Here is a 23,583-nt window from a genome sequence, read left to right on the forward strand (position 1 = left end):
GAATCACCTCATGCGTATTGTAGTTGTGCGTAAATTGATTTCCACGAAGCTAATCGACTTTCTTCTTGTAATGCAAGTCGTTCAGTAGCAATTTGCTCTAATGCCTGATGGTAAATATGCAGACGTAATCTTTCTGCTTCCTCACCGATAAAGGCAATTGCCCATGTCATTAGAGATACTTTTTGTCCATCTAAATAGTTTTGTGCATCTGGTTTTGTTAATGTTTCTAATGCTTCACTTAGCTTCATTTTTTCATTTTTCTCAAAGAATGCTTTTTGATTGCGGAAATGAGATTTCACACTTACATATTTAGAAATATCAGCAAAAGGACCTTCAAAAGCTAATAAATCCGGTTCTGTTGATTCAAATGATAAAAACGAGAAGCTACGGTTCATTTCTTTTAACTCACGTACTTCATCTTTAAAGCGTAACTGCATTTTTTTACTTATAAATTGCGATAAGCGGAAATTAGTAACGCGCATTTCCTGTGTAAAGTCAAAACGTAAGCTTTGTAACACTTCTTTCAACGCATGTTCTAACGCTTGCTGTGCAGGCATCGCGGCAAATGTTGAAGGGTTATAGCCTTCCTTAAAGAATTCAGGATAACGATAATAGACACGCTGTAAGACATAATACAATAACTCATCTAATTCCTGCTTTGTCTCGCTTTCCATCATGCTTGTATTTAACGCATTAAACTTAGATTTAACATGCTGTTCAAGCGTTGTCAGCTCTGCCAATCGTTCATCTTTACGTTTTAAGTTTTCCTCTGTTTGTGCAATTAAATCCCCTAAACGTTGCTCTGTTTTATCAACTTCCTCTGCAAGTGCTTGCACCGCTAATGCACTTAGTTCATCATTTAAAAATGTATGGAAAGCATCTTCAAATGGAGGCATACCCGATGCAAATGAACCGCCCTCTACTTTTTCTTTTAAAGCCATCAAGCTTGATACTCCATATAGACGAGGGAAGCGAATGCCAAAGCGTTGCAATTCTGAACGAACATAGCCTTTGACATCTTCTTGCTCTTCTTCTGTCGTCGCTAAATCGATCGCATTGACGATAAAGAACATTTTATCAAGTTCAAACGCATCTTTGACACGACCTAATTGAATTAAGAACTCACGGTCTGCTTTCGCGAACGCATGATTATAGTACGTAATAAATAAAATGGCATCTGCATTCCGAATATATTCAAAAGCAACCCCAGTGTGACGTGCATTGATTGAATCGGCTCCTGGCGTATCCACGAGCGTTACACCCATACGTGTTAACGGGCTATCGTAATAGAAGTCAATATTATCTACGAAACAAGATTTATTTTCTTGAGCTACAAATTTTTCAAATTCTGCCCGCTCTACACGCAGCACTTGACCAAGTTCTGATTTAAATGTTGGATAGCCTTCTTTAAATGCACGGATAAACGATTTATGGACATTTAATCGCTCATCTGTAAGTTGCACCGCAAGCCCTTCATCTGCTCGGTTAAATGCTTCTTCTAATGAACTAACAGTTAAACCAATTGCCGCATAAGAACCTTGAATATCTTCAAGCATTTGTTCAGCATTTTTCAACTGAACATCTGCTGTTTCATGCGGATGCTCAGGAGTCACTGGTCGAATTTTATTGATTGCTGCTGTTGTTGGATTCGGTGATACAGGGAGCACGTTTGCACCCATTAGTGCATTAGAGAATGAAGATTTCCCAGCACTAAACGCACCGAATAACGCAATTGTAAAATCTTTTTTCTGTAATCGCTCGACTTTGTTTTCTAAATAACTCGCTACTTCAGCAAAGCCTTGTACCTCTTTTACTGCATTTGCTGTATGCAATGCACGCTTAATTACACCATCGATTGGCAAGCTCGCTGCACTTACCGACTGCTGTGCTTCCTCTTGCTGTACAATCTCTTCCTTCGGCTTTAACATCGATGCATCAAATATTCGAATTTCAGCTAAGTCTTGCTCAAACGATTTATCCCAAACTTCCAGCTGATAATTCGCTTCTTTGCGAATTTCATTACTTGCTTGGTGCATTACACTTGCACTATATTGCTGGTAGCCCTCGATTTCTAAGACAGCTTGAATGGCATCTACCTTCGCTTGCATACCCGCCATTTTCAACTTAGATGGAGCAGCGGTTTCAGTTGCAACAGTTTGTAACGTTGTTGCTTGTGCATCCTTCCACACATCTGTTTCTTGAATAAAATATCGCTTTGTTGCCTCGGCAATACGGTTAGCAAAATTGAGTACTGCATCTCCTGTTAATATTGCACCGACTTGCACTTGCTGTTCAATCAATGTAAATGGTAGTTCAAACACATAGGCATCCACTGCTTGTGCACGCTCTTCACTTAAAGCACCGACTTCTTTTAATGCCTTTTTCATTAGCCCTTTTAAGTGACCCGTAATTTGTGCATGGACAACTGTTTGATAGGCACTGTAAGCATCCTCTTTACGGCGATTGCGCTCTTCCTCGGTTTTTTTCTTTGCTGAAAATAAACCACCTACTTTGAATCCTTCTTGTTTACTTTCTAAATAAAGACGTAATTTATCACGCACATCTGCTGGCATAATTGCCGCATTTGCAAGTAGTTCTTTGCGCTCTTCCTCGAAAGTTTCATTCCAAGCTTCTACTGAGAATAATTCCACTTGACGATTTAATTTATTATATTGCTCTAAAATATCTTGATGGTGTGCCCAATCATCTGCACTTAATATATCCTCATCGATATCTAAACGATCTTGCTTTTCTTCCATTAAATAATTGTCATGCTCACTTTGTAGTAAACGTAACGTATTTGTCGCTGTATGAATAAGCTGGTCTTGCCAGTCATTCATACTATCCATCACAATTTTTTTCACAGCTTCAAAATCATTATTTGGATGTTCTGGCTCGCGTAATGAAGTGAAAAATACTCCTTTAGGCACAACACCCCAAGCAGCAAATGAATTGTGAACAGTTGCTTTAAATTCTTCAAAGCTTAATTCATTTTCCTTATGCTTATCAATCATATTTACGATTAAATAAACATTTGGATTGTATTTCATTAATTGTTTTGTAAATTGAAAGTTTAGTTCTGATTGAACATGATTATAGTCCATTGTATAGAATACAATATCTGCAATATGGAGCGCTGATTCTGTAGACATACGGTGTGCATCATCTGTTGAGTCTACTCCTGGTGTATCCATTACTGTTACGCCCATTGGCAATGTAGACGCACTATGACCAATTTCAATTTGCGATACAAGATCCCCATTTTTACTAAGCTCTTTTACGGTTTTAAAATCATACCCTGCTTCAAACTTAACTGGCTTTTCATCGTGCATATAGACAATGGCAAAATCCTCTTCAGATTTATGAACCTTTACGATATTCGCACTTGTCGGAATAGGACTGGAAGCAAGTAAATTCTCCCCAGATAGCGCATTAATCATACTTGATTTTCCAGCAGAGAAATGGCCAGCAAAGCCAATGACATATTCTTTTTGCTGTAATTTACGTGCAAAGAGTGATGTCTTATCCATGCGCTCTGTATCACCGTTATGCTGATATATTATGTATTGTAACGAAGCTTGCTTTAAAAGCCCTTCCAGTTGTTGTTCAAATTCTTTCATAAAACGTAAACCCCTTTACCCTTTTAATTATTCACAATTAGTATTCTACCTTATTAGATATGCAAAGTATAACACTAATTTACTTTGAAAAGCATATATATCAAGGTTTCAGACGTAATATTCGTCAACAAAGTCATGTTTATCCAAAATGATATTGCAACGATCTTCTAAAAAAACGACTGTATTTCCCCTTACCGTGGATGCATAACTAAGTTTCTCGTGATTTTTTTCATATTTTAGAAGGATAGTGAACTATGAAAAGCTGAAATAATAATTCCAACATAATTGTTAACTCCGTTTAATATTTCAAAGCACAAAATAAGAAAAGTTTTAAAGTAGATAGGAGCAAGGGGCACAAATAAATTAAAGGAGTGATTATATATATGGTAAAGGAAAAAGATTGTCGTCACATTATTCATTTATGTGACTGTGAAGATAGATTTATATGGCCACGTATAACAGCTATTAATGTCCCTGTTATTGCACCTCCTCCCATCATTGTTTCCGATGAAAGAATTATACCTAAAGTGAATAGATATTTTTATATAGTGACATCAGATATTCATTTGACGAACGGGGTCACACTTGCCGCTAATCTTTTTTCAGATGACAATGGAGCAACAGTAACGGAATTTTCCATAGTACAACCAAATGGCTATGTAAACCTCTTTATTAATGCCGTCATGCAAGAAGGTGGGATTTATTCTGTAACTTCGACTTCCCTAAGTTTAAATGCTGATAACGCAACCATTTATAGAGGGACGCCAATTATTATCGAATCTATTGGTTTTTTTACTGAAGTGAACTAAAACTTTTGAAAGGAGGTGAACGTACATGGCGCTTTCCATTATTAATATCAATGTCAATGTTTCTAGCACATCCACAAGGTTTTTCAATATTTTAGCTACCCCGCTCGCAATTACAGATGGCACAACACTTGCTGCAACAACTTTTTTAACTGACAGCGGCACTGCAGCAACTGCTTTCCCAATCATCATTAATGGGTACTATAATTTATATATCAATGGTGTGCTGCAGGAAGGTGACGCCTATTCAATTTCCTCAACAGAACTAACATTTAACATAGTAACAGCTTCTATTGCTGCTGGAACTCCAATAATTATTGAAGCTGTTGAATTATCGACTATTATTTAATCAATCGTAGAATTTCAGTCTGCTTATTTTGCTATTAACTACAACAATTAAGTATGCGATATAACTATTAGCTATGTTATCTGTATGGATGCTCTAAATTAATTTAATGCCTATTTTAGAGCATCCATACTAGCTATTCACTTAACCTATTTGTTTTCTTAATTCATAAATTTTTTTGGCATAGGCTAGTGCATGTGGTCCATCTCCATGTATACATATTGTTTGCGCCGAAATCTTAATTTTCTTTTGTTGCACTGACATCACTTCATTCGAAGTCAAAATATTTTTGACATGAACAAGCATCTCTTCCTCTGTTTGAATTAACGCATTTGCGTCTTCTCTACTTACTAACGTACCGTCTTCATTGTAATTGCGGTCAGAAAAAACTTCCTCGTATACGGATAAACCCTTTTCCTTTGCAATAGTCACCATTTCACTACCCGCTAAACAATATAAAACATAAGTTGGATTTAGATCATATACTGCATTGACAATCGCTGTTGCTTTTTCTATATTATTAGCACTTTGATTATAGAGCGCTCCATGTGGCTTCACATGATGAAGTGTTCCTTTTTCCACTGAAACAAATGCTTGTAATGCTCCTACTTGATAAACGATCATATTATATATTTCCTCTGCACTAAAATCCATATTCCGTCGGCCAAATCCTTGAAGATCAGGATATCCTGGATGAGCTCCAATAAGCACGTTTTTTCGGATGGCATTTCGTACAGTGTTATGCATAATTGTATGATTCCCTGCATGATAGCCACAGGCAATATTGATTGACGTCACATAGTCCAAAATTTTTTCATCATTGTCTAGTGTGAAAGCATCAACACTTTCCCCCATATCACAATTAATATCAATTGGCATATCTATTCCTCCATTAATGCAAATCTTATTGTGTTAAACATGCGCATTTGGGCAACTTTATGTAAATCATCTTCATGAATTGTTGCAATGATTGGATAGCCGCCAACCGTTTGGGCATCTGCCATTAAAACAATAGGCTCACCACTTTGCGGCACTTGAATTGTCCCATATTGGGTCGCTTCAGATAGGATATCTTTCCTGCTTTTCATCTGTAAGGCACTGCCTTTTAAATAATAGCCCATCCGATTTCCGCCAGTAAATTGATACGGACTATTTAAAAAATGTTGCTTGCTCTCTTCGGTAAATAAGTCAAAATGCGGGCCTTTAAATATCCTTACTGTTAGCGCCGTTTGAAATATCGGGCGATAAGGACCATAGAGCCCTCTTGTATAAGGTAGTGGCTCTATAGGCTGTCCATATAATACAGAGCCAACATTTAGCGCATTTTCTACAATTGGCAAGCACGATTTACTCCCAAGAATGGGCTCTGTTTGAAATCCATCTTTAGGTGTGAGATAGACGATAGCGCCATCGTTGACACTTTTAATGGATAAAATATCTCCTTTTACTAATTGAAAGGTTTTCCACATTTCCACAGGGCTACCATTCAATAAACAATGACAGGTTGCACCAGTCAATACATATGTGGCCTCATGTAACGCTTGAAATTCAAAGCCCCCTATAAACATTTCAAATGACGTTTGGTTTTGCACATTATTTAAAATTTGTTGGGCTAATTGAAAGGATACTTTGTCCATCGGTCCCGAAAGTGGGATACCATAGGCACGATAGTGGAATCTCCCTTGGTCTTGCAGGCTACCATAGACCCCTTGTTTTTTTATCAGAAGAAGTGACTTCATTTGCTACACTCCTCTATTTTTTATTTCTAAAAACTGTTGTTTTGTAATTTCGTAAAATTGTACATGATCTCCGAGAGTAAAGATAAACGTTTCTTCCCTATGAATATCAAATAAATTGACTGGCGTCTTGCCGATAATATTCCATCCTCCTGGTGAATCGAGCGGATAAATTCCTGTTTGTGCCCCTCCAATCCCTACTGAACTTGCAGAGACAAACGGTCGTGGTTTGGTTAACCTCGGTACAAATAATTGACTATTTAAATCACCTAAATAAGGAAAGCCTGGTAAAAAGCCGATTAAATAGACACTATATACTTTCGACATATGCAATTTTTTTATGTCTTGAAACGATAAACCCGTATATTCCATTACACGCTGCATGTCCAAAGCAAATTCCTCATCATAGCAAATTGGAATCTGTAACTGTCGACTCGTTTCTTCATCTACAGGAGCGTTACGTTGCATGAATAGCCATTGTTCTTGTAAAAAGCCAACATCAATTTTGCGTTTCACATATGCAGTCACCGTATGATAGCTAGCGACACTTTCAATAAGGTTGTTATGTAGTATTTTTTTTAGAAAGCGATTAAACTTTTGGACAATCTGAAAATTTTCTGTTGAGATGATTTCATTAAACGCAAAACGAATCGTGTTTTGACTAATCCACATCGTATGAGGAAACTCAATCATTTGTTTCACAAATGGTTTCCTCGATACAAAGCTTAATGCTCGCTAGTAGATCTTGCATATTCCACCCAGGTATTTTGCCATGCTGAATCGCCAATTCAAAAGACGCAGGAATATGAATAAAGCCAGCACGAATTCCGTTATGTTGCTTAGCATAAACGAGCCCTTCGTACATGATATTATTGCATAGATACGTACCTGCAGTATTTGAAATTTCTGCTGGATAGCCTTCTTTATTTAATCGGTCTACTATACTGCGAATAGGCAAATTTGTTAGATAGGCATCTTGGCCACCAGCCACAATACTTTCATCAACAGGTGCATAGCCATTATTATCTGGCTCGCCATCTTTTACATTAATCGCAATGCGCTCTGGTGTTATTTTAAAACGCCCTCCAGCTAATCCCAAAGAAATAATGATTTCAGGCTTTATATCCGCAATATATTGTTTCAACTGCTGAGCGGATTGCTGAAAATCTACGGATAGTGTACGTCCTACAATTTCATAGCCATCCATTATAGTGCCATGTAAAGTTTCTACAATTTGCATCGTTGGATTTATTTTAAAGTCTAAAAATGGAACAAATCCTGTTAATAATATTTTTGTCATGTTCTTCACCTAAATTTCTATAGGACGGTGCTTAATTGCCCATCCATTTATATTTTGTTTTATTAACTCAGAGGATACTGCTGAATGAATTACTTTTGTTGAAGAGGTATTTTTCTTTTCAATTTTAACAAACAACGGCAACAAATACTCTTCATGCTATGAAATAATTTTATTTTTCTAAATTTTCTTCTTATCTATTAAATTATCGATTGCTCATTTTATTCATATCCAAATTGAAGCCGCAAATTGTAAAATTCCATAAAAAAAGAGTATGACACAAGTCATACTCTCAGATTTTAGACAAAAGAATTCTATAGATTAAAGTAATAAATGATAGTTCACCAATTTTTGTTTATTCAAGCTTCTTTAGGAACTTGTTGCTTATAAGAAGTCACTACTACATCTCCAGCTTTATCAAGTACTAAAGTAGTTTGAGTTGGTGAATGATAAAGAATTATCGCTCCCGTATTTTTATCTACATATTTTGTTCCATACGTCATTGCGGATGCAAAATGCCTCTCAGTAATACCTCTTTGAGCAGCTCTTTCAGCTGCATGCTTAGATACTTTCTTTACAGCCTGTTTTCCTACCCATTTGGCAACTAATCTTATTACGTCCCCAATAACAATAGGTACAAAAGGAAGAGCCCTTGCTTGAATTTGTGATTCTACCGAATCATTGTCAGAACCTTCATTATCATCCGAATCATCCAGAAATATCGCCCAATCAAAACCTTCAACACCCTCATGGTAATCAACTATGTAATCATCTTCATCAAAAACTTCTTCATCATTAGCATAACTTACAGTTGTCCCAATAGTAGCAAATAAAAGAGTAAAAACCATAAAATGAACAATTACATAGTAGAAGGTTGAAATACAATATTAATATTTTTCAACTCATTTATCACTTTTTCTGTTAATTTAAGCCCTACTTCATTATGTTGTTTTTCTAAATTTTCACCTCCAACAATTAAGCTATCAGAATCCCATTTTACCCAAACACCATAATCATTTATCCATGATCTTAGCTGTATCTTTAAAGAAGGAGAAATTTCCATTTTATCCATATCCAAGTTAAAGCCACAAACCTTACACCATAACGGATCAGAACCAAAATCTGCTTCCACTTTTATTTGCACAAGTTCTTTACAATTACATAATGAATCCATAAATAACTCCACTCCTGAAATTTTTACGTAAATTAAAGAGTATGACGCAGGTCATACTCTTTAGGTATATATTCATTTATAGTAAAAAATGTTGAAAACAAGAGCACTAACGAAAGCGCGCTATTATTTTAAATGTGCAGTCGCCTGTTTCATGACGTATTTCCCCACTCCAATATAAATAGCAACTGTTGCTCCGATCAATACGAATGTCATTGCTGACCGCTCCTTTTCTTATTAAAATTAGGCTAAAGCAACGAATGCCGTAGCGTGAATTAACTGATTTTGAAAATCATTCTCATTAATATAATATAAATTTCGCCCTATTTCGTCAAGACATACTTTCATCTTACCCTTTTAACATGGTAAGATGTAGAAAAGTCGGAAAAAGGATGCGGTAATGATGAGTAATTCGAAGTACTTTCAAACTATTTTAAACGGGACAATCCATGCATTGAAAACGATTCTCCCTATGGATATTCAAGTGAAAACACCAAGTATTATTTCAGAGCCCTTTCAACAACAGCAAATGGGTGTATTAATAGGCCTTATTGGAGATGTAAAGGGACGTGTAATCATAGATTCTTCCCCTGACATATTTAGTGGTATCGGCAGCTCTATGTTCGGCATGCCACTTGAAGGCGAAATGCTAGAGTCTTTTACTGGCGAGTTCGGAAACATGATAGCAGGTAATCTATGTACGGCAGTAGGACAAGAAAGCCTAGATATAGATATTACACCGCCAACTGTAATGGTAGGAAACACAAAATTATATGGTTTTGAAAAAGCATTTGTACTACCCGTTACGATTCCAGACGTTGGTGCACTAACAGTATTACTAACGATTGAGGAAGAAGTAATAAGAGCGTAATCTTAATTCTTTCAAACTATACATTCTATGCAATTATAGCTAGTATTTATGAATACGAAATCGTTATCTGCATAAAAAGGAGTTGGCTCTTATTTGAGTCAGCTCCTTTTGTATTTCAACTAATATTTCACATTTTTTTCACACAATCCACTCGGTTGTGTGATTTTTTTCACATCAAAATGAATGGAATTTTAATATCATGACTTTAAGAAAGCCACTATGAAAGCATAGGAGGGAGTAAAAAATGGCTAACAAAAAAAAGTCAGAAGATAATCTAAAAGGTTCACTTTATGGAGTATTTGGTATTGGCTTTATCATTATTTTAATTTGGATTTATTGCTTCAATTTATTCATTGAACGCTTTTAATTTTTCAGTAAAAAGAATCATTCCGTCAACAAGATGTAAGTAATACGACAGAGGAAGGACGATAGAGAGATGCATATACATAAATACGAGAAATATTGGCTTGTATTTGGAGTTGCTACTTTAGTTGCATTTCTTATTATTCTTGGGATTGGGGCGTTTCATCAAGGCTCTCATCCAAACAGTAATAAGAAAACCATAGATTATGAAAAAGTGAAGGAAATCGCGCCATTTACGAATCCAGGAGTACACAAGGTAGAAGGTAAGGATTGGGATTACGAAGTAGTCATTTTAGCATCTGCTTTCTTTTACAATCCACCCGAAATTGAAGTACCTCTTGGTTCAAAGGTAAAATTTATTGCGACAAGTGAAGATGTTATTCACGGATTTGAAATCGCAGGTACAAATATTAACATGATGCTTGAACCTGGCTATATATCTGAATACGTAGCAGAAATCAATCAAGCTGGAGAATTTTTAATTGTATGTAATGAATACTGCGGTACAGGACATACGCTTATGCATTCTATGCTAAAGGTGGTGGATCCAAATGAGTCTAAATAATAATTTGACAAAGGTGGATCGTCGTGATGCGAAACTAGCACTTGCCCATATTTATGTGGCTTTTATCGCATTATTATTAGGTGGTCTAGCTGGTTTATTACAAGTTTTTGTACGGTCAGGACAATTCACATTGCCTGCTGGTATTGGCTATTATCAAGTGTTAACTGTTCACGGCGTATTACTCGGTCTTATTTTAACAACATTCTTTATTTTCGGTTTCCAAATCGCTGGGGTTAGTCGTACATCTGGCACACTTTCAGATAAACAGCGATTACTTGGCTGGATTGGTTTTTGGTTAATGACAATCGGTACAGCTGCCGCTGCAGTGATGGTGCTATTAAATAAGGCAACTGTCCTTTATACATTCTATGCCCCATTGCAAGCACATTGGATTTTCTATCTTGGCTTAACGCTCGTAGTAGTCGGCTCTTGGATTGGTGCGGCAGGACAAATTTTACGTTACGTTCAGTGGCGTAAAGAACATAAAGGCCAAACGTCTCCCCTATTATCTTTTATGGTAGTAGTCAATAATTTACTTTGGTTTGTGGCCTCTTTAGGTGTAGCAGTTTCTGTTTTATTCCAACTGTTACCTTGGTCTCTTGGTCTCATTGAACGTGTTGATGTGTTACTTTCTCGAACATTATTCTGGTATTTTGGTCACGCACTCGTTTATTTCTGGTTATTACCTGCCTATATGGTATGGTATGTTGTTATTCCAAAAGTCATTGGCGGGAAAGTTTTCTCTGACTCATTAGCTCGCTTATCTTTCATGCTATTTTTAATCTTCTCTGTACCAGTTGGTTTACATCACCAATTAACAGAACCAGGTATTGATACAACATGGAAATTCATTCAAGTTGTGTTAACAATGGCAGTGGTTGTCCCTTCTTTGATGACTGCATTCTCCCTATTTGCCACGTTTGAACTACGTGGTCGTGAACTTGGTGGGAAAGGTATTTTTGGCTGGTTTAAAAAATTACCATGGAAAGATGCACGCTTCTTAGTTCCGTTTATCGGTATGCTAGCATTTATCCCTGGTGGTGCAGGTGGTATTGTCAATGCATCTTATCAAATGAACCAACTTATTCATAATACGATTTGGGTACCTGGACACTTCCATTTAACATTTGCTAGTGCAGTTGTCTTAACATACTTCGGTGCAGCGTTCTGGTTAATTCCTCATTTAACAGGTCGTACACTGACGAAGTCGTTAAACTCGCTTGGTATTGCTTCTGGTGTTTTATGGGGCGTCGGTATGACTATTATGTCGGGAGCAATGCATATTGCAGGATTACTTGGTGCTCCCCGTCGCTCTGACTATTCAGAATATGGCGGTGCACAACAAGCGTATGATTGGATTCCATATCAAATTGCTCAAGCTGTTGGCGGTACTATTTTATTCATTGCGATTTTAGTTATTACGTATGTTGTCATTAAACTAGCTTGGTTTGCTCCGAAAGGCGAAGAGGAATTCCCTATTGGGCCAATTCATGAAAGCAGTGGCCCAACACCACCAATACTTGAAAACTTTAAAGTATGGCTCGTTATTTTAGTCGCATTAATCATTTTTGCATACACAATTCCAATCTTTGATATTATCTCGAACTCACCAGCTGGCTCAAAAGGCTTTAAGCTGTGGTAAATGGTTATTTGCAAAGCAACAAGCGATTTCTCATTGTAGAGAAATCGCTTGTTTTTTGGAACGTTTTTTTAGATTTATTTTGTATACTTTATAAATATTTGTTTCACTAAAGCTTTGTTAGTGGAATAAGAAGTTTCGTTTCTAAATAAAGCGATATTTACGTGAAAATTGCGTGATCACCAAAATACTCGTTAAACCAACAATGAAATACCATATTGTATTAAAAGGAACTATATACATTAATAAACCAAATAAAATAGCTGTTAAAAAACTAACTGTAATTGATTGTACTTTCGTAATTTTATCTTGAATTAAGTAATATAAAGTGAATGGTAGTGCTAAAGTAAATAACGGAATATAAATCGTTACAATAGATGTTTCTATGAGAGATATTGAAAGCACAGCTATTATGAAGCCTATTGACGTAGTAAGCGTTCTCCCCACAAATACTTTACCAGTAAAATAGCTGTATAGCAGAATAAACATAAGCGTTAAACTGGAACAAATCCCCGTGATTAAAACAAATGAATGACCTATGAAGAAAGCTGCTATTGAGAAAAAAACGAAAGAAACGAATGGCAACAGCAATATGGAAGGACACTGAACTTCTTCTATATTTATGACATTTGTAAAACCTACAAGAAGTATTAAAGTAAATGGAACCGCCAAATATCCTAATTCAAAATGTTTACCTAGAATAATATGACTAACCTCGAGGTGTCCAAATATTAAGATTACAAGTGACGCACTGATTTGACCAAGCAACCCTAAAGTGCTTGATAATTTAAAAGCATGAGTAAGTTTATTCGTAATTACAATTAAAACGACACCAATAAATAAAGCGAAATATAACAAATTTCCCCCTCCTAAAATAATTTTTTCGGATTTAAATCCTCTAATTCCAAATTATACATTATTTTTAAAAAACAGGAGCTAATACTAAGATAATTTGAATTTCATTAATAAACATCAAAAGGATGTATCACCTATTCAAAGAATTCCCCCATTACCAAAATTGGAAAAAAGCTCTCATATAAATTAAGAACGAATTTTATGGGATAATGTTACATATTAAAGTCCACAAACCGTCGTTTGGTAACATACCTTAAAAATGTTATGCAATAAAATGGCACGATTGTGGAATAAGAATGAAACAAATGTGTACGGCTTTGGTATAAATAGTGAAACAGAAAATAACCATTTCAGCACATTTATTTCGTGAATATGCCCATTAGCGTTGTAAGCAGGATTGTTAGACAAAGGTGGTATCAGTTTACAATGGTAAGTAAAAAGATGTTACCAAACGACGAATTGGAAATGTTATACTTAATCAAAAAGTAAATTAATGTTATAAAATATAAAGTTTTGGAGGTATTTAAATGAGCTCTTGTTCATTTATAGCAACAAATTTTGAAATGCCTGAAATAGAATCCAAAGCAAAGTATATTACGGCCAAAGAAGCTATTGAATTAGAAATAAAACCGCATGAATTGGTACCTTGGGAGAAGATGGATCCGAATACCCAAGTATTATTTGTTGAAAATAAAGAGGATTTAAATGAGTTAGTCATTAATAAAGACTGTTACTATAATGTAAGTGCATATACTGGATATCCATTTATATATGAAGTAAATTTTAGCTATTCAGAATTAAGAGTAAAGCAATTATTGGATTACTTAAAAGCCAATATTAGAGAAGGACAGATAATAGAACTATGGCGAGTATGGATCGGTCATGATGATAATGAACTAAATATACCGTATAGGAGGTTTAATCATAACGAATTATCTCTCAATCATCTGTTACAAATGTACAATTGGAACAATGCAAACTATAAACAACAATATTGTATAGTATTAGAAAGATAATATTGTTGTTGTGGAAGCAACGATTCCCAATTGTAGCTTTTCTACTTGTTAGGCAATCTTAGAAAGAGCTACGCTATCCTTTAGTTTAAGGGCAAGCGAAGCTCTTTTAAAAATTTCTTAATACTTTAGTTAATTCGCCTTTTAAGCAGGTTAACAGATCAAGCATCTAAGCGTCAGTTGCTTTGCCAGTTACCTTAAAGAGTGTTATTTCTTAGAAATCAAATGACTTCACGCCGCTTCTAAAAAACAAAAGTATATAATAAACTGCTCATTGACACTCGGAAAATCAGATTACCTTGTATTTGGGACGTTATGAAGTTTATTTATGTATTTGTTATAAATCCTATAAATCCTTGCTGCACTAATATAACGTGTTACTGTCTCTTTTCAACAAATAACAAAATTAATGTTGCCAATGGACCTAATACAAGTGAAAGTAGGAACCAATTTAACCCTCTTCTATTTTTCCCTTGTGCAAGTGCAGCATTTATCAATGCCAATGTACCCCAACCTACGAAATATTGGTTATCCATCCTCTGTCCCCCCTTTTACATTTAACTATACTACAATGTTAGATGAAAAAAGCTCCCAAAGAATCGTCTAGTTACATTTACAAAATCATGTTATTCAATAATCTAACCCTCTAATGAAAACGAGCGCTAATCCTTATTATAGAATCGCGCCGATTGTTGAAAAATCCTGTTATTATGATTTTTGTTACAGTTCATAAACAAAGGGAAATTTGCCATCTACAAATTATTTTTTTTTTATTTTCCCTTCCACTTTACTTTGGTTTTCAGCAACCCTAAATTTTACTATTTGACTAATTAATCCATAAGGGATGGGTTTTCCAATTGGGAATTGAACTGCACCTTTAGAGGTTTTATATCCCGATAATTCATGCTGAAAATTATTAATCCCGCTTGAAGTTGGGTAGAAGCCTATATGGTTTTTGTAAGCAGCAAAATGTACCAGATTTCCGTTTAATACAAAAGTAGGCATTCGGTAACTTATTTTTTCCTCGGCATTTGGTGCTGATTCTTTTATAACCTTTCTTATTGTTTTTAATATTTCTTGAATCACTTGAGGATATTGTAAAATATATTCATCAATTGATTTAGGAATGTTTTGTTCCATAATATGCCTCCTTGTAAATTTAAGTATTTAAAGGATTTTAAACCACTTTAATAATAAAGTAAATATTCTTTATCTATTTCTCACTCTCCTCAATTTTAAGCATCTTCTGTTGCATGAACCTCAACTTCTCCAATGCAGTTTATTTTAAGTACAAACATCCACCATCTTTTAGATGTTATCATGCGATATTGACTAATAGATACCAATACTATTTACACTATTAAAATTCTGATATTTTAGATAAAAATACATCTATTGTAACTGTTAATCAAAATTCAGAATTGTTAGAATATTATTAATTACCAAGAATACACTTAAAACCTAATTTCTTTCAGGAGGGATACAAATGAAGCAAAAGTTACATTTAATTCCGTTTCAAGTGAATGAAGTGTTCGAAGTGGTCGAAGTGGTGCCAGAAGGTATTGAACTTATTGCAGCGCCAAAAGTTTGGGAGAATTCTAAAGGGAAGGGGATTACTGTTGCGATATTGGACACAGGCTGCGACGTCACCCATCCTGATTTGAGTGGGCGTATTATCGGTGGGTGGAATTTCACTCATGATGATGATGGACAACCTGATCGATACATCGATTATAATGGCCATGGAACCCATGTAGCTGGCACAATTGCTGCAATTAATAACTACACAGGAGTAGTTGGTGTTGCACCTGAGGCAAGTTTATTGATTTTAAAAGTGCTTGATAAAAATGGATCAGGGCAATACGACTGGATCATAAATGGTATTAACTATGCAGTTGAACAAAGGGTGGATATCATCTCCATGAGCCTTGGAGGTTCTGTCGATGTACCTGAGTTACACCAAGCTATTCAAAACGCAATCACTAATCAAATACTAGTCGTTTGTGCTGCTGGTAATGAGGGAGATGGACAGAGTTCTTCAAATGAATTGGCCTATCCTGCCTGCTACAATGAAGTCATCAGCGTCGGTTCCATTAACCTGCAACGTAGATCTTCTTATTTTTCAAATTCGAATAATGAAGTCGACTTAGTTGCCCCTGGTGAAGAAATCCTTTCAACGTATTTAAACGGAACTTATGCAAAACTAAGCGGAACTTCGATGGCAACACCGCATATATCTGGTGCACTTGCACTCATAAAAGAGAATACCAACAGAAACTTTGAGCGAAATCTGACAGAGGCTGAACTGTATGCACAATTAATAAAAAGAACGATTCCTTTAGGAAACTCGCCAAAACTCGAAGGCAACGGAATGCTGTACTTAACAACAGAGGAGTACTTATCGGATGTATTCAACCAAAAATTATCTGGACAGGCGTTGAAAATATAATGGAAAAACTAGATTTGCTATACTGTGAATGGGAAACGGCCAAGTCAGACTTTTTAAACTATCAGGAAAATCGACCCTATTATGACGAAAAGAAAGATAAGGAAGTCAGAAATCAATACTATCATAGCATTTCATTCACGAATACTTCTCTTTTAGACAGCCTTCACACATTGCTCAAAAAAACACATACAGATCAGTTAAACTATAGCCCGCACCGTTATGTGTACCCCTGGGTTGATTTACAGGAAAACGGTTCATTAAAAAGTCTTTATTCTGGAAAAAGGATGGACCCCCTTTCTGTCATAGAGGAGGACGTTCGGCTCCACGAAATGCAGGCAAAAGGGTTAATGAGCATCTTATCGGATAATCTATTTAACTGTGAACATGTAGTCCCTCAATCATGGTTCGATAAAAAAGAACCGATGAGAGGAGACTTGCATCATTTATTCGCCTGCAATCCTACCTGCAATAGCAGTCGCAGCAACTACCCTTATTACGATTTCCATGATTATATCCCTGAAGGATTCATTTTAGGAATCAAAGATGGCTGCGGCAAAGCTGAAGAAAGTAAATTCGAACCAGAATACGGCAAAGGAATCGTTGCTAGAGCAACACTCTATTTCCTAATTCGCTATCCAAACATAATAAAAAAAGAACTAGAGAATATCTCCTTGTTGTTAAAATGGCATCAATCTTTTCCAGTATCTATCTATGAAAAGCATCGCAACCTAGCTATCCATGAACTTCAAGGCAATCGGAATCCTTTTATTGATTTTCCAGGGATTGCAGAATGTATTGTAACAAATTAAACAACACTAATTCCCTTATAATCGTACAAAAGAATTAGAGTTCGCTTTTTTAATATTAAACGCCAATAAAAGTATAATTTCTACATGTAGTAGGTTGAGATATTAAGGGTGATTGGACATCTTTTATTCCAAAAATTCGTTTCAAACGAAAATAAAGGAGATGGTTCCAATGACAGTTTATGAGTCTATAACGCTCATGTTTAGTTTCGCTACACTTATTGTAACGATTCTTGCGTTGTCATTTACTTTTTCAAAAAAAAAGTAAATCACCCTCTATATCTTACAGGATAGGGTGATTTACTAGCGCCAATCGCCTTTAATGTAATCATCTAAACCCGAACTATCTCATTACCTTTAATAGAAACTATCGCTGGTCTCTTTTGGTGTATTTTTTACATATTTAATAAATCTTCAAGGATATGTTGCAAACCTTATTATTCTTCCCCTTTGATACTTCTGGTTCTTTAAAAAAATTAGTAACATGAATAAACGTCTCTTCTGTTTCCTTATTTAAATTAAGGAAAATTAGTTGATGGGTTGCATTTACCTTTAATGCAATATCCAAAAACCTAGTAGCGTTATATTTGCTTACACAATTCCAACCTTCGAAATTATTTCGAATTCACAAGCTAGCTCAAAAGGCTTTACGCTGTGGTAAAGCAACAAGCGATTTCTCTATAATGAGAAATCGCTTGTTTTTTATAGCTGATAAAGCTTCGTATATTTTTCTTGTAAGTAGTTTGCCAGATACTTGGCATTTAAGCCTTCTCCTGTCGCCTCTTGAAGTAGCTCAAACGGCTTTTTCAATGCACCGTATTGATGTACTTTGTCTGTTAGCCATTCTCGAATTGGCAGAAGCTCCCCTTTTGCCAGTAAGTCATCAAAGTTTGGAATATCCTTATCCATTGCGTGCTTCCATTGCGCTGCATAAATCATCCCTAATGCATAGGATGGGAAGTAACCAAACATGCCTCCTGCCCAGTGCACGTCTTGTAAAACACCTTTGGCATCGTTGTCTGGTCGGATGCCTAAATATTCTTCGTACTTAGCGTTCCATACTTCTGGAAGGTCTTTTGCTTGCAAGTCTCCATTGAACAAATCACGTTCAATTTCATAACGAATCATAATATGCAGTGGGTATGTTAGCTCATCCGCTTCAATTCGAATTAACGATGGCTCCACCATATTAATGGCACGTAAAAAATCAGCTAATGGGACATCCCCAAATTGTGCTGGCGAATGCTTTTGCAAGCGCTCATAGTTTTGCTCCCAAAACTTTTCATTGCGACCAACCAGATTTTCATAGAATAGTGATTGCGATTCATGAATGCCTGTCGATGTCCCCATTGCTAATGGCGTACCTGCTAGTTTGGCATCAATATTTTGCTCATACATTGCATGCCCACATTCATGAATTGTGCCGAAGATCGCAGAACGGAAATCATGCTCATCATATTTCGTTGTAATACGTGCATCTCCATGATTGATGCCTATCATAAATGGATGAACGCTTTCATCTAAGCGACCCGCTTCAAAATCATAGCCAAGCTGTGTTAGCATTTCTAATGATAATGCTCGTTGCGACTCTCTTGGAAATTGTTTAAATAACATCGTTGTATCTGGTTTATTTGGAGAAGCTGCGATTTTTTGAACAAGTGTTACTATTGTTTCGCGTAATTGACCAAATACTTGATCTAATACATCCGTCGTCATATCTGGTTCATAAACATCGAGTAACGTATTGTATGTAGAGCCATTTTTAACGCCCCAATATTGAATAAATTTCTTTTGCCACTCAATGATTTGCTCTAAATAAGGTAAAAATTGTGCAAAATTATTTGTTGCTTTTGCTCCTTCCCAAACGGTTTCTGCTTTTGCTTGTAAAATAACATATTCTTTATACTCATCAGCTGGAATTTTTTTATTTTGATCGTAATTTTTGCGTACTTCTTCTACTAAACGTCGTGTTACATAGTCCAAATCTGTTTTTTGTGCTTCTAAAGCCGATAGTAGTTCTCCTAATTGCTCGCTCGTTTGCATCTCAAATAAGGAGGCCGATAATGTGCCTACTACTTCTGAACGCTGCGCTAATCCCTTCTTTGGAGCACCCGTGCGCATATCCCAATACACCACACCTAGCGCTTCCTGATAGTGCTGCATTTTTTTCACATAGTCTGTAAATTGCTGTACCGTCATATCCATTCATCCCCCTTTTTTCACCTTATTAGTTTAGCATATTTTCGAATATTTTGTTTATTTTGGACTTTTGAATTTTGAAGAAAAGCCCTCCTGAAAATTTAATGAAATCTTTGTATAATAAAAATCACCTAGAGACTACTAAAAAAGAAAGAAGGGTTTTAAATGAAGTATTTTTGGTATTTTATTATCGGAGGCTTAATTGGATTACTACTTTCATACATTGCAACTGAAATATCACGGACAGTGGCTTTTTTAACCTTGTGCATTGTAGCGGTCATAGCCTTCTATATTAAAAAGAGTGCCAGTCACTCAAACAATTCTGGCGATTAAACAATCTAAATAAAATGCCAGTTTAGTGTTTATTGACTAGCTAAGTAATAATCCACGTAGACTCCTGCGGGAACGCGCCTCCCCTAGGCAATTTCTGATTCTATCGGCGGTTCACTTAGTCCTAGCAGCGATTTCGGTAGGTTAATCGGCGGTTTTCATAGGTTTACCAGCGATTTCTATGATTCTATCGGCGGTTCGCGCAGTTCTTCCGTCGATTCCCCCACATGGGTAATAGTCTCTTATTTAAATCAAACGAAAAGTAGCTCCCTTCTATATGAAGGGAGCCTCTATTTTAAATTGGGGATTTCACGTTCATGTTCGGTTTCCAATCAAACATATTAATCATATGACGTTGGGGAGCGTCTATATGAATACTCGTTAAATGTTTTGGCAAATTTGCAATACTTGCTTAACGGCTTCTGCTGATTGAGTGAGTGCCGTTGTTTCTTCATGTGTCAGATGCAATTCAATGACTGATTCAATGCCATTGCCGCCTAAAATTGTCGGTACACCTAAAAATAAATCATTGTAGCCGTACTCCCCTTCTAACAGGGCGATTGAAGGAATAATTTTGCGCTGATCCTTCATAATAATTTCAACCATTTGAGCACATGCTGCAGCTGGTGCATAATAAGCACTACCATTTCCTAATAAAGCTACAATTTCGCCACCGCCTTTACGTGTACGTTCGACGATTTGCTGTAGTCTATCTTGCGGGATAAGCTTTTCTAATGGGATGCCTCCTGCATAGGAATAGCGGATTAATGGCACCATTTCATCACCATGTCCTCCTAATACAAATCCAGATACATCTTCGGGGGCAATTTGTAGCTCTTGTGCTACAAATGCATTAAATCGCGCGGTATCTAACACACCCGATTGGCCGATGATACGATTTTTGGGGAAGCCTGTTTCCTTATAGCAAACATACGTCATCGCATCTACAGGATTGCTTAAAACGACCACAATACTATTTGGCGCATATTGCTTTATTTGTTGCGAAACATGCTGAATAATTTTCGCATTTGTTGTAACTAAATCATCTCGACTCATCCCTGGTTTACGAGGAATACCTGCCGTAATAATAACGATAGATGCACCTGCAATATCCTCATAATGACTTGTTCCATGTATGGATACATTAAATTTTTCAATTGGTCCTGTTTGTAATAAATCCAGTGCCTTTCCTTTTGTTGGATTTTCGGCTTCTGGAATATCTACCAATACAATGTCGCCTAATTCCTTCTGTGCCAAGAATAAGCTTAATGTTGCACCCGTGTGACCGGCTCCAATAATAGCAATTTTATTTTTTCGAAATGCCATTATACATCACCTCAATTGTCCGTAGCTTCTGTCGTTTTTTTAGCACGCGCAGGTGTTGGTGCTGGCTTTTTCTTTGGTGTTTCTGAACCTTTAATCATATTGAATACTTCCTCATCAGGTCGAGGAATGACATGGGCACTTAATAATTCTCCGACACGCTTAGCTGCCGCCTTGCCAGCATCGACTGCTGCTTGAACTGATCCAACGTCCCCTTTGACGACGACAGTCACGATACCACCATCCACAAATTCTTGTTTGACAATCGTCACATCAGATGCCTTAATCATTGCATCTGCCGCCTCGTAAGAGCCTACTAATCCCTTTGTTTCTATCATGCCAATTGCACTACTCAATGTCTTCACCTCGCATAACATCTGTTGAATCTATAATTCCTATTACAACTGCATCAATAGGAAGTGGATTGTCTTTCATAATATAACGGGATGATCCCCCACTCGTTATGAGCACATCATCGCCAATGCCTGCCCCTATACGATCAGCTGCTACCATTTCCGTGCGAATTGGCTGCTGATTAGAATCAATTGGTTGAATAATTAATAGCTTTAAGCCATTCAATCCTTCTTCCTTGCGTGTTGCCCATACGCTTCCTATTACTCTTCCCATCTGCATGAACTCACCCTCTTTATGTTGCATAGATAATACTTATTATTCAGAGCGAATCGTTAATTTTTTATTCAGCTCTCGTAATTTGTCATAAGCTAGTGCCGTAACGATAGTTTTTTTCGGCACAACTATTTCTTGCGCTTCTATTTCAAGCACTTCCACCTGTGAAAGAAGCTTCTTGTCAAAATGATAAACCGATTGTTTTACAGGTGGTTGATTTACAACGAGCGGACGTTCTTTCACAGTTATCGCTTCAATCGCTTGACCATTGATGATTTCAGCCAATGCGCCTTGTTGGATTAAGCCTGCATTTGCTTCATCAGTATCGATATGCATTTCCAAACGATAGCGCTCAGACACCCGAATCAACACATTGGATAAAGTAATAGGTCGTATTCCTTGAACCTTGATTTGCACTGATTGCCCATCCACTACTTGGAACCTCAACCCATCTGACGGTGACATATGAATATGCGCTTGCGCAATAATCAACCCTTCTGTTAGTACTGCACTGCCTTTTGGCCCAATTAACGTAACAGGGCTGGAGCCTTTAATGTCTCCAGATACTCTTAATGGTGGCTTGACGCCGAGCTTCATCGCATCTGTCCAGCTAACTTCAACTTGTGTTAAAGTGCGTGCTGGACCTAATATGCGAACCCTTTCAATAGAGCCTTTCGGTCCCGCAATAACGACCGTTTCTTCAGCTGCAAATTGGCCTGGCTGTGACAGCTCAAACTTAGGTGTTAATTGATAGTTCTCGCCAAAAAGTTGCTCTACTTCTGCCTGTGCAAGGTGGACATGTCGCGCTGATACACCGATTGGAATTTTACCGTCGTCGTGTGGGGAAGGCTGATTTTTTAATACTTGCTGTAATACTTCTTCTACAATTTTTTGCACTAATTGTTCCTGCATCAAACCTCCTCCTTATGAAAATGTTTTAACAATTCTCCCCTGAGCTTGCTGTTGAATAAAGCCTGCATTCGCTTCATCTGTATCGATATGCATTTCTAAGCAAAAATCATTCGATACACGCACGACTACACCACGGAATGTTACAGGTCTTTCGCTTTCAACTACTACAGACACTAATTCATTATTGTGGACATCCAATGCTTGCGCATCTCCTTCTGTCATATGAATATGCGCCTGTGCAATAATAACTCCCTGCTCAATCATAATTGCTTGTTGTTGGTTAATTAATTTGATGCTTGCTGAATTTGCAATATCCCCCGATTGTCTCAAAGGAGGGGTTACTCCTAATTTCATCGCATCTGTTCGACTTATTTCCACTTGGGTTGCCGCTCTTACTGGTCCTAATATACGTACATTGTGAATAATACCTTTTGGTCCTTCTATGGAGACACGCTCATTCGCTGCAAACTGTCCTGGCTGCGAAAGGTCAAAATCTTTCGTTAACGTTGCGTTTGGACCAAACAATGCCTGCAAATCCTCTTCACTAACATGTACATGGCGAGCTGAAATGGCAACTGGAAATGCTTTAGATTTTATGTTCAAGCTAGCCACCTCTAAATCTAGTAACTTATTTTTCTTATGATAGACATCCATT

At 36.7% G+C, this 23,583-nt stretch carries 26 protein-coding genes; 10 read left to right on the forward strand and 16 right to left on the reverse strand.

Translation table 11 applies throughout. The features are described from left to right. Positions 1-8: 8 nt before the first annotated feature. Positions 9-3,620 carry a dynamin family protein gene (locus JNUCC52_RS05250; RefSeq protein ID WP_337981616.1) on the reverse strand — a complete coding sequence of 1,204 codons (3,612 nt, stop codon included), beginning with the start codon at positions 3,618-3,620 and terminating at the stop codon, positions 9-11. Positions 3,621-4,003: 383 nt separating this feature from the next. Here JNUCC52_RS05250 and JNUCC52_RS05255 point away from each other — a divergent pair, with 383 nt between their 5' ends. Then, positions 4,004-4,429, forward strand: a complete 426-nt coding sequence (locus JNUCC52_RS05255; RefSeq protein ID WP_337981617.1) for a DUF4183 domain-containing protein — start codon at positions 4,004-4,006, stop codon at positions 4,427-4,429. 25 nt (positions 4,430-4,454) lie between these two features. Then, a complete protein-coding gene (locus tag JNUCC52_RS05260) occupies positions 4,455-4,775 on the forward strand; it encodes a DUF4183 domain-containing protein (RefSeq protein ID WP_172770994.1) in 321 nt (106 codons plus the stop codon). Positions 4,776-4,916: 141 nt separating this feature from the next. On the opposite strand, the gene JNUCC52_RS05265 is transcribed toward JNUCC52_RS05260, so the two are convergent. The 6 genes from JNUCC52_RS05265 to JNUCC52_RS05290 form a co-directional block, all read right to left on the reverse strand. Further along, entirely contained in the window at positions 4,917-5,651 is a 735-nt protein-coding gene (locus JNUCC52_RS05265) for a 5-oxoprolinase subunit PxpA (RefSeq protein ID WP_337981618.1), read from the reverse strand. A 2-nt stretch (positions 5,652-5,653) separates the two neighbouring features. Continuing rightward, positions 5,654-6,511 carry a 5-oxoprolinase subunit C family protein gene (locus tag JNUCC52_RS05270; protein ID WP_337981619.1) on the reverse strand — a complete coding sequence of 286 codons (858 nt, stop codon included), beginning with the start codon at positions 6,509-6,511 and terminating at the stop codon, positions 5,654-5,656. A 3-nt stretch (positions 6,512-6,514) separates the two neighbouring features. Beyond that, the gene (gene pxpB / locus JNUCC52_RS05275; RefSeq protein WP_337982184.1) at positions 6,515-7,201 is read right to left on the reverse strand and encodes a 5-oxoprolinase subunit PxpB; all 687 of its coding nucleotides are present in this window, start codon (positions 7,199-7,201) and stop codon (positions 6,515-6,517) included. After that, on the reverse strand, positions 7,194-7,808 hold the full coding sequence (locus JNUCC52_RS05280) for a pyroglutamyl-peptidase I (protein WP_172770990.1): 615 nt from the start codon (positions 7,806-7,808) through the stop codon (positions 7,194-7,196). Before JNUCC52_RS05280 ends, pxpB begins: the two co-directional genes overlap by 8 nt. Positions 7,809-8,164: 356 nt before the next feature. Then, the gene (locus tag JNUCC52_RS05285; protein WP_337981620.1) at positions 8,165-8,653 is read right to left on the reverse strand and encodes a hypothetical protein; all 489 of its coding nucleotides are present in this window, start codon (positions 8,651-8,653) and stop codon (positions 8,165-8,167) included. An 11-nt stretch (positions 8,654-8,664) separates the two neighbouring features. Continuing rightward, a complete protein-coding gene (locus JNUCC52_RS05290) occupies positions 8,665-8,979 on the reverse strand; it encodes an immunity protein CdiI family protein (protein WP_337981621.1) in 315 nt (104 codons plus the stop codon). 400 nt (positions 8,980-9,379) lie between these two features. Between JNUCC52_RS05290 and JNUCC52_RS05295 the strand changes: the two genes are divergently transcribed. The 4 genes from JNUCC52_RS05295 to JNUCC52_RS05310 all read left to right on the forward strand — a co-directional run bounded on the left by JNUCC52_RS05295 (position 9,380) and on the right by JNUCC52_RS05310 (position 12,417). Next, on the forward strand, positions 9,380-9,847 hold the full coding sequence (locus JNUCC52_RS05295) for a chemotaxis protein CheX (protein ID WP_172770987.1): 468 nt from the start codon (positions 9,380-9,382) through the stop codon (positions 9,845-9,847). Between the two features lie 244 nt (positions 9,848-10,091). Continuing rightward, a complete protein-coding gene (locus tag JNUCC52_RS05300; RefSeq protein WP_255639709.1) occupies positions 10,092-10,214 on the forward strand; it encodes a hypothetical protein in 123 nt (40 codons plus the stop codon). Between the two features lie 69 nt (positions 10,215-10,283). Next, a complete protein-coding gene (locus tag JNUCC52_RS05305; RefSeq protein ID WP_172770986.1) occupies positions 10,284-10,775 on the forward strand; it encodes a cupredoxin domain-containing protein in 492 nt (163 codons plus the stop codon). Then, positions 10,762-12,417 carry a b(o/a)3-type cytochrome-c oxidase subunit 1 gene (locus JNUCC52_RS05310; protein ID WP_172770985.1) on the forward strand — a complete coding sequence of 552 codons (1,656 nt, stop codon included), beginning with the start codon at positions 10,762-10,764 and terminating at the stop codon, positions 12,415-12,417. Before JNUCC52_RS05305 ends, JNUCC52_RS05310 begins: the two co-directional genes overlap by 14 nt. A gap of 141 nt (positions 12,418-12,558) precedes the next feature. Here the strand turns inward: JNUCC52_RS05310 and JNUCC52_RS05315 are convergent, their stop codons facing one another. Beyond that, on the reverse strand, positions 12,559-13,272 hold the full coding sequence (locus JNUCC52_RS05315) for an MraY family glycosyltransferase (protein ID WP_337981622.1): 714 nt from the start codon (positions 13,270-13,272) through the stop codon (positions 12,559-12,561). 524 nt (positions 13,273-13,796) lie between these two features. On the opposite strand from JNUCC52_RS05315, the gene JNUCC52_RS05320 reads away from it, so the two are divergent. After that, on the forward strand, positions 13,797-14,285 hold the full coding sequence (locus JNUCC52_RS05320; RefSeq protein WP_337981623.1) for a magnesium transporter: 489 nt from the start codon (positions 13,797-13,799) through the stop codon (positions 14,283-14,285). A 374-nt stretch (positions 14,286-14,659) separates the two neighbouring features. Here JNUCC52_RS05320 and JNUCC52_RS05325 read toward each other — a convergent pair whose 3' ends face one another. Together JNUCC52_RS05325 and JNUCC52_RS05330 are read right to left on the reverse strand one after the other, a co-directional pair. Further along, positions 14,660-14,818, reverse strand: a complete 159-nt coding sequence (locus tag JNUCC52_RS05325; RefSeq protein ID WP_337981624.1) for a hypothetical protein — start codon at positions 14,816-14,818, stop codon at positions 14,660-14,662. Positions 14,819-15,041: 223 nt separating this feature from the next. Beyond that, a complete protein-coding gene (locus JNUCC52_RS05330) occupies positions 15,042-15,422 on the reverse strand; it encodes an iron chaperone (protein ID WP_337981625.1) in 381 nt (126 codons plus the stop codon). A gap of 346 nt (positions 15,423-15,768) precedes the next feature. Between JNUCC52_RS05330 and JNUCC52_RS05335 the strand changes: the two genes are divergently transcribed. The 3 genes from JNUCC52_RS05335 (at position 15,769) to JNUCC52_RS23165 (ending at position 17,805) form a co-directional block, all read left to right on the forward strand. Next, a complete protein-coding gene (locus tag JNUCC52_RS05335; protein ID WP_337981626.1) occupies positions 15,769-16,731 on the forward strand; it encodes a S8 family peptidase in 963 nt (320 codons plus the stop codon). Then, a complete protein-coding gene (locus JNUCC52_RS05340; protein WP_337981627.1) occupies positions 16,731-17,540 on the forward strand; it encodes an endonuclease I family protein in 810 nt (269 codons plus the stop codon). The genes JNUCC52_RS05335 and JNUCC52_RS05340 overlap by 1 nt, the downstream gene beginning before the upstream one ends. A 196-nt stretch (positions 17,541-17,736) precedes the next feature. Beyond that, positions 17,737-17,805, forward strand: a complete 69-nt coding sequence (locus JNUCC52_RS23165; RefSeq protein WP_409370514.1) for a hypothetical protein — start codon at positions 17,737-17,739, stop codon at positions 17,803-17,805. Positions 17,806-18,239: 434 nt separating this feature from the next. On the opposite strand, the gene JNUCC52_RS05345 is transcribed toward JNUCC52_RS23165, so the two are convergent. The 6 genes from JNUCC52_RS05345 to JNUCC52_RS05370 form a co-directional block, all read right to left on the reverse strand. Beyond that, a complete protein-coding gene (locus JNUCC52_RS05345) occupies positions 18,240-19,736 on the reverse strand; it encodes a carboxypeptidase M32 (protein WP_337981628.1) in 1,497 nt (498 codons plus the stop codon). Positions 19,737-20,447: 711 nt separating this feature from the next. Continuing rightward, on the reverse strand, positions 20,448-21,392 hold the full coding sequence (mdh, locus tag JNUCC52_RS05350; protein WP_337981629.1) for a malate dehydrogenase: 945 nt from the start codon (positions 21,390-21,392) through the stop codon (positions 20,448-20,450). A gap of 11 nt (positions 21,393-21,403) precedes the next feature. Continuing rightward, entirely contained in the window at positions 21,404-21,745 is a 342-nt protein-coding gene (locus JNUCC52_RS05355; RefSeq protein WP_139860181.1) for a BMC domain-containing protein, read from the reverse strand. Next, on the reverse strand, positions 21,738-22,022 hold the full coding sequence (locus JNUCC52_RS05360; RefSeq protein WP_139860183.1) for a EutN/CcmL family microcompartment protein: 285 nt from the start codon (positions 22,020-22,022) through the stop codon (positions 21,738-21,740). The genes JNUCC52_RS05355 and JNUCC52_RS05360 overlap by 8 nt, the downstream gene beginning before the upstream one ends. 36 nt (positions 22,023-22,058) lie before the next feature. Continuing rightward, positions 22,059-22,928: a phosphate propanoyltransferase gene (locus tag JNUCC52_RS05365; protein ID WP_337981630.1), complete on the reverse strand. Its 870-nt coding sequence runs from the start codon at positions 22,926-22,928 to the stop codon at positions 22,059-22,061. A gap of 12 nt (positions 22,929-22,940) precedes the next feature. Next, on the reverse strand, positions 22,941-23,582 hold the full coding sequence (locus JNUCC52_RS05370; RefSeq protein ID WP_172770979.1) for a phosphate propanoyltransferase: 642 nt from the start codon (positions 23,580-23,582) through the stop codon (positions 22,941-22,943). Position 23,583: the final 1 nt, after the last annotated feature.

Source organism: Lysinibacillus sp. JNUCC-52, from assembly GCF_015999545.1.
Lineage (GTDB): Bacteria > Bacillota > Bacilli > Bacillales_A > Planococcaceae > Lysinibacillus.

What these genes read in the sequence shown, in the direction of transcription:
- JNUCC52_RS05290 (WP_337981621.1), bottom strand. Translation starts at nt 8,979, where the DNA reads ATGGATTCATTATGTAATTGTAAAGAACTTGTGCAAATAAAAGTGGAA.
- JNUCC52_RS05270 (WP_337981619.1), bottom strand. Translation starts at nt 6,511, where the DNA reads ATGAAGTCACTTCTTCTGATAAAAAAACAAGGGGTCTATGGTAGCCTG.
- JNUCC52_RS05300 (WP_255639709.1), top strand. Translation starts at nt 10,092, where the DNA reads ATGGCTAACAAAAAAAAGTCAGAAGATAATCTAAAAGGTTCACTTTAT.
- pxpB (WP_337982184.1), bottom strand. Translation starts at nt 7,201, where the DNA reads ATGATTGAGTTTCCTCATACGATGTGGATTAGTCAAAACACGATTCGT.
- JNUCC52_RS05360 (WP_139860183.1), bottom strand. Translation starts at nt 22,022, where the DNA reads ATGCAGATGGGAAGAGTAATAGGAAGCGTATGGGCAACACGCAAGGAA.
- JNUCC52_RS05320 (WP_337981623.1), top strand. Translation starts at nt 13,797, where the DNA reads ATGAGCTCTTGTTCATTTATAGCAACAAATTTTGAAATGCCTGAAATA.
- JNUCC52_RS05345 (WP_337981628.1), bottom strand. Translation starts at nt 19,736, where the DNA reads ATGACGGTACAGCAATTTACAGACTATGTGAAAAAAATGCAGCACTAT.
- JNUCC52_RS05340 (WP_337981627.1), top strand. Translation starts at nt 16,731, where the DNA reads ATGGAAAAACTAGATTTGCTATACTGTGAATGGGAAACGGCCAAGTCA.
- JNUCC52_RS05370 (WP_172770979.1), bottom strand. Translation starts at nt 23,582, where the DNA reads ATGGATGTCTATCATAAGAAAAATAAGTTACTAGATTTAGAGGTGGCT.
- JNUCC52_RS05285 (WP_337981620.1), bottom strand. Translation starts at nt 8,653, where the DNA reads ATGGTTTTTACTCTTTTATTTGCTACTATTGGGACAACTGTAAGTTAT.
- mdh (WP_337981629.1), bottom strand. Translation starts at nt 21,392, where the DNA reads ATGGCATTTCGAAAAAATAAAATTGCTATTATTGGAGCCGGTCACACG.
- JNUCC52_RS05325 (WP_337981624.1), bottom strand. Translation starts at nt 14,818, where the DNA reads ATGGATAACCAATATTTCGTAGGTTGGGGTACATTGGCATTGATAAAT.
- JNUCC52_RS05295 (WP_172770987.1), top strand. Translation starts at nt 9,380, where the DNA reads ATGAGTAATTCGAAGTACTTTCAAACTATTTTAAACGGGACAATCCAT.
- JNUCC52_RS05305 (WP_172770986.1), top strand. Translation starts at nt 10,284, where the DNA reads ATGCATATACATAAATACGAGAAATATTGGCTTGTATTTGGAGTTGCT.
- JNUCC52_RS05280 (WP_172770990.1), bottom strand. Translation starts at nt 7,808, where the DNA reads ATGACAAAAATATTATTAACAGGATTTGTTCCATTTTTAGACTTTAAA.
- JNUCC52_RS05365 (WP_337981630.1), bottom strand. Translation starts at nt 22,928, where the DNA reads ATGCAGGAACAATTAGTGCAAAAAATTGTAGAAGAAGTATTACAGCAA.
- JNUCC52_RS05335 (WP_337981626.1), top strand. Translation starts at nt 15,769, where the DNA reads ATGAAGCAAAAGTTACATTTAATTCCGTTTCAAGTGAATGAAGTGTTC.
- JNUCC52_RS05250 (WP_337981616.1), bottom strand. Translation starts at nt 3,620, where the DNA reads ATGAAAGAATTTGAACAACAACTGGAAGGGCTTTTAAAGCAAGCTTCG.
- JNUCC52_RS05255 (WP_337981617.1), top strand. Translation starts at nt 4,004, where the DNA reads ATGGTAAAGGAAAAAGATTGTCGTCACATTATTCATTTATGTGACTGT.
- JNUCC52_RS05260 (WP_172770994.1), top strand. Translation starts at nt 4,455, where the DNA reads ATGGCGCTTTCCATTATTAATATCAATGTCAATGTTTCTAGCACATCC.
- JNUCC52_RS05310 (WP_172770985.1), top strand. Translation starts at nt 10,762, where the DNA reads ATGAGTCTAAATAATAATTTGACAAAGGTGGATCGTCGTGATGCGAAA.
- JNUCC52_RS05265 (WP_337981618.1), bottom strand. Translation starts at nt 5,651, where the DNA reads ATGCCAATTGATATTAATTGTGATATGGGGGAAAGTGTTGATGCTTTC.
- JNUCC52_RS05330 (WP_337981625.1), bottom strand. Translation starts at nt 15,422, where the DNA reads ATGGAACAAAACATTCCTAAATCAATTGATGAATATATTTTACAATAT.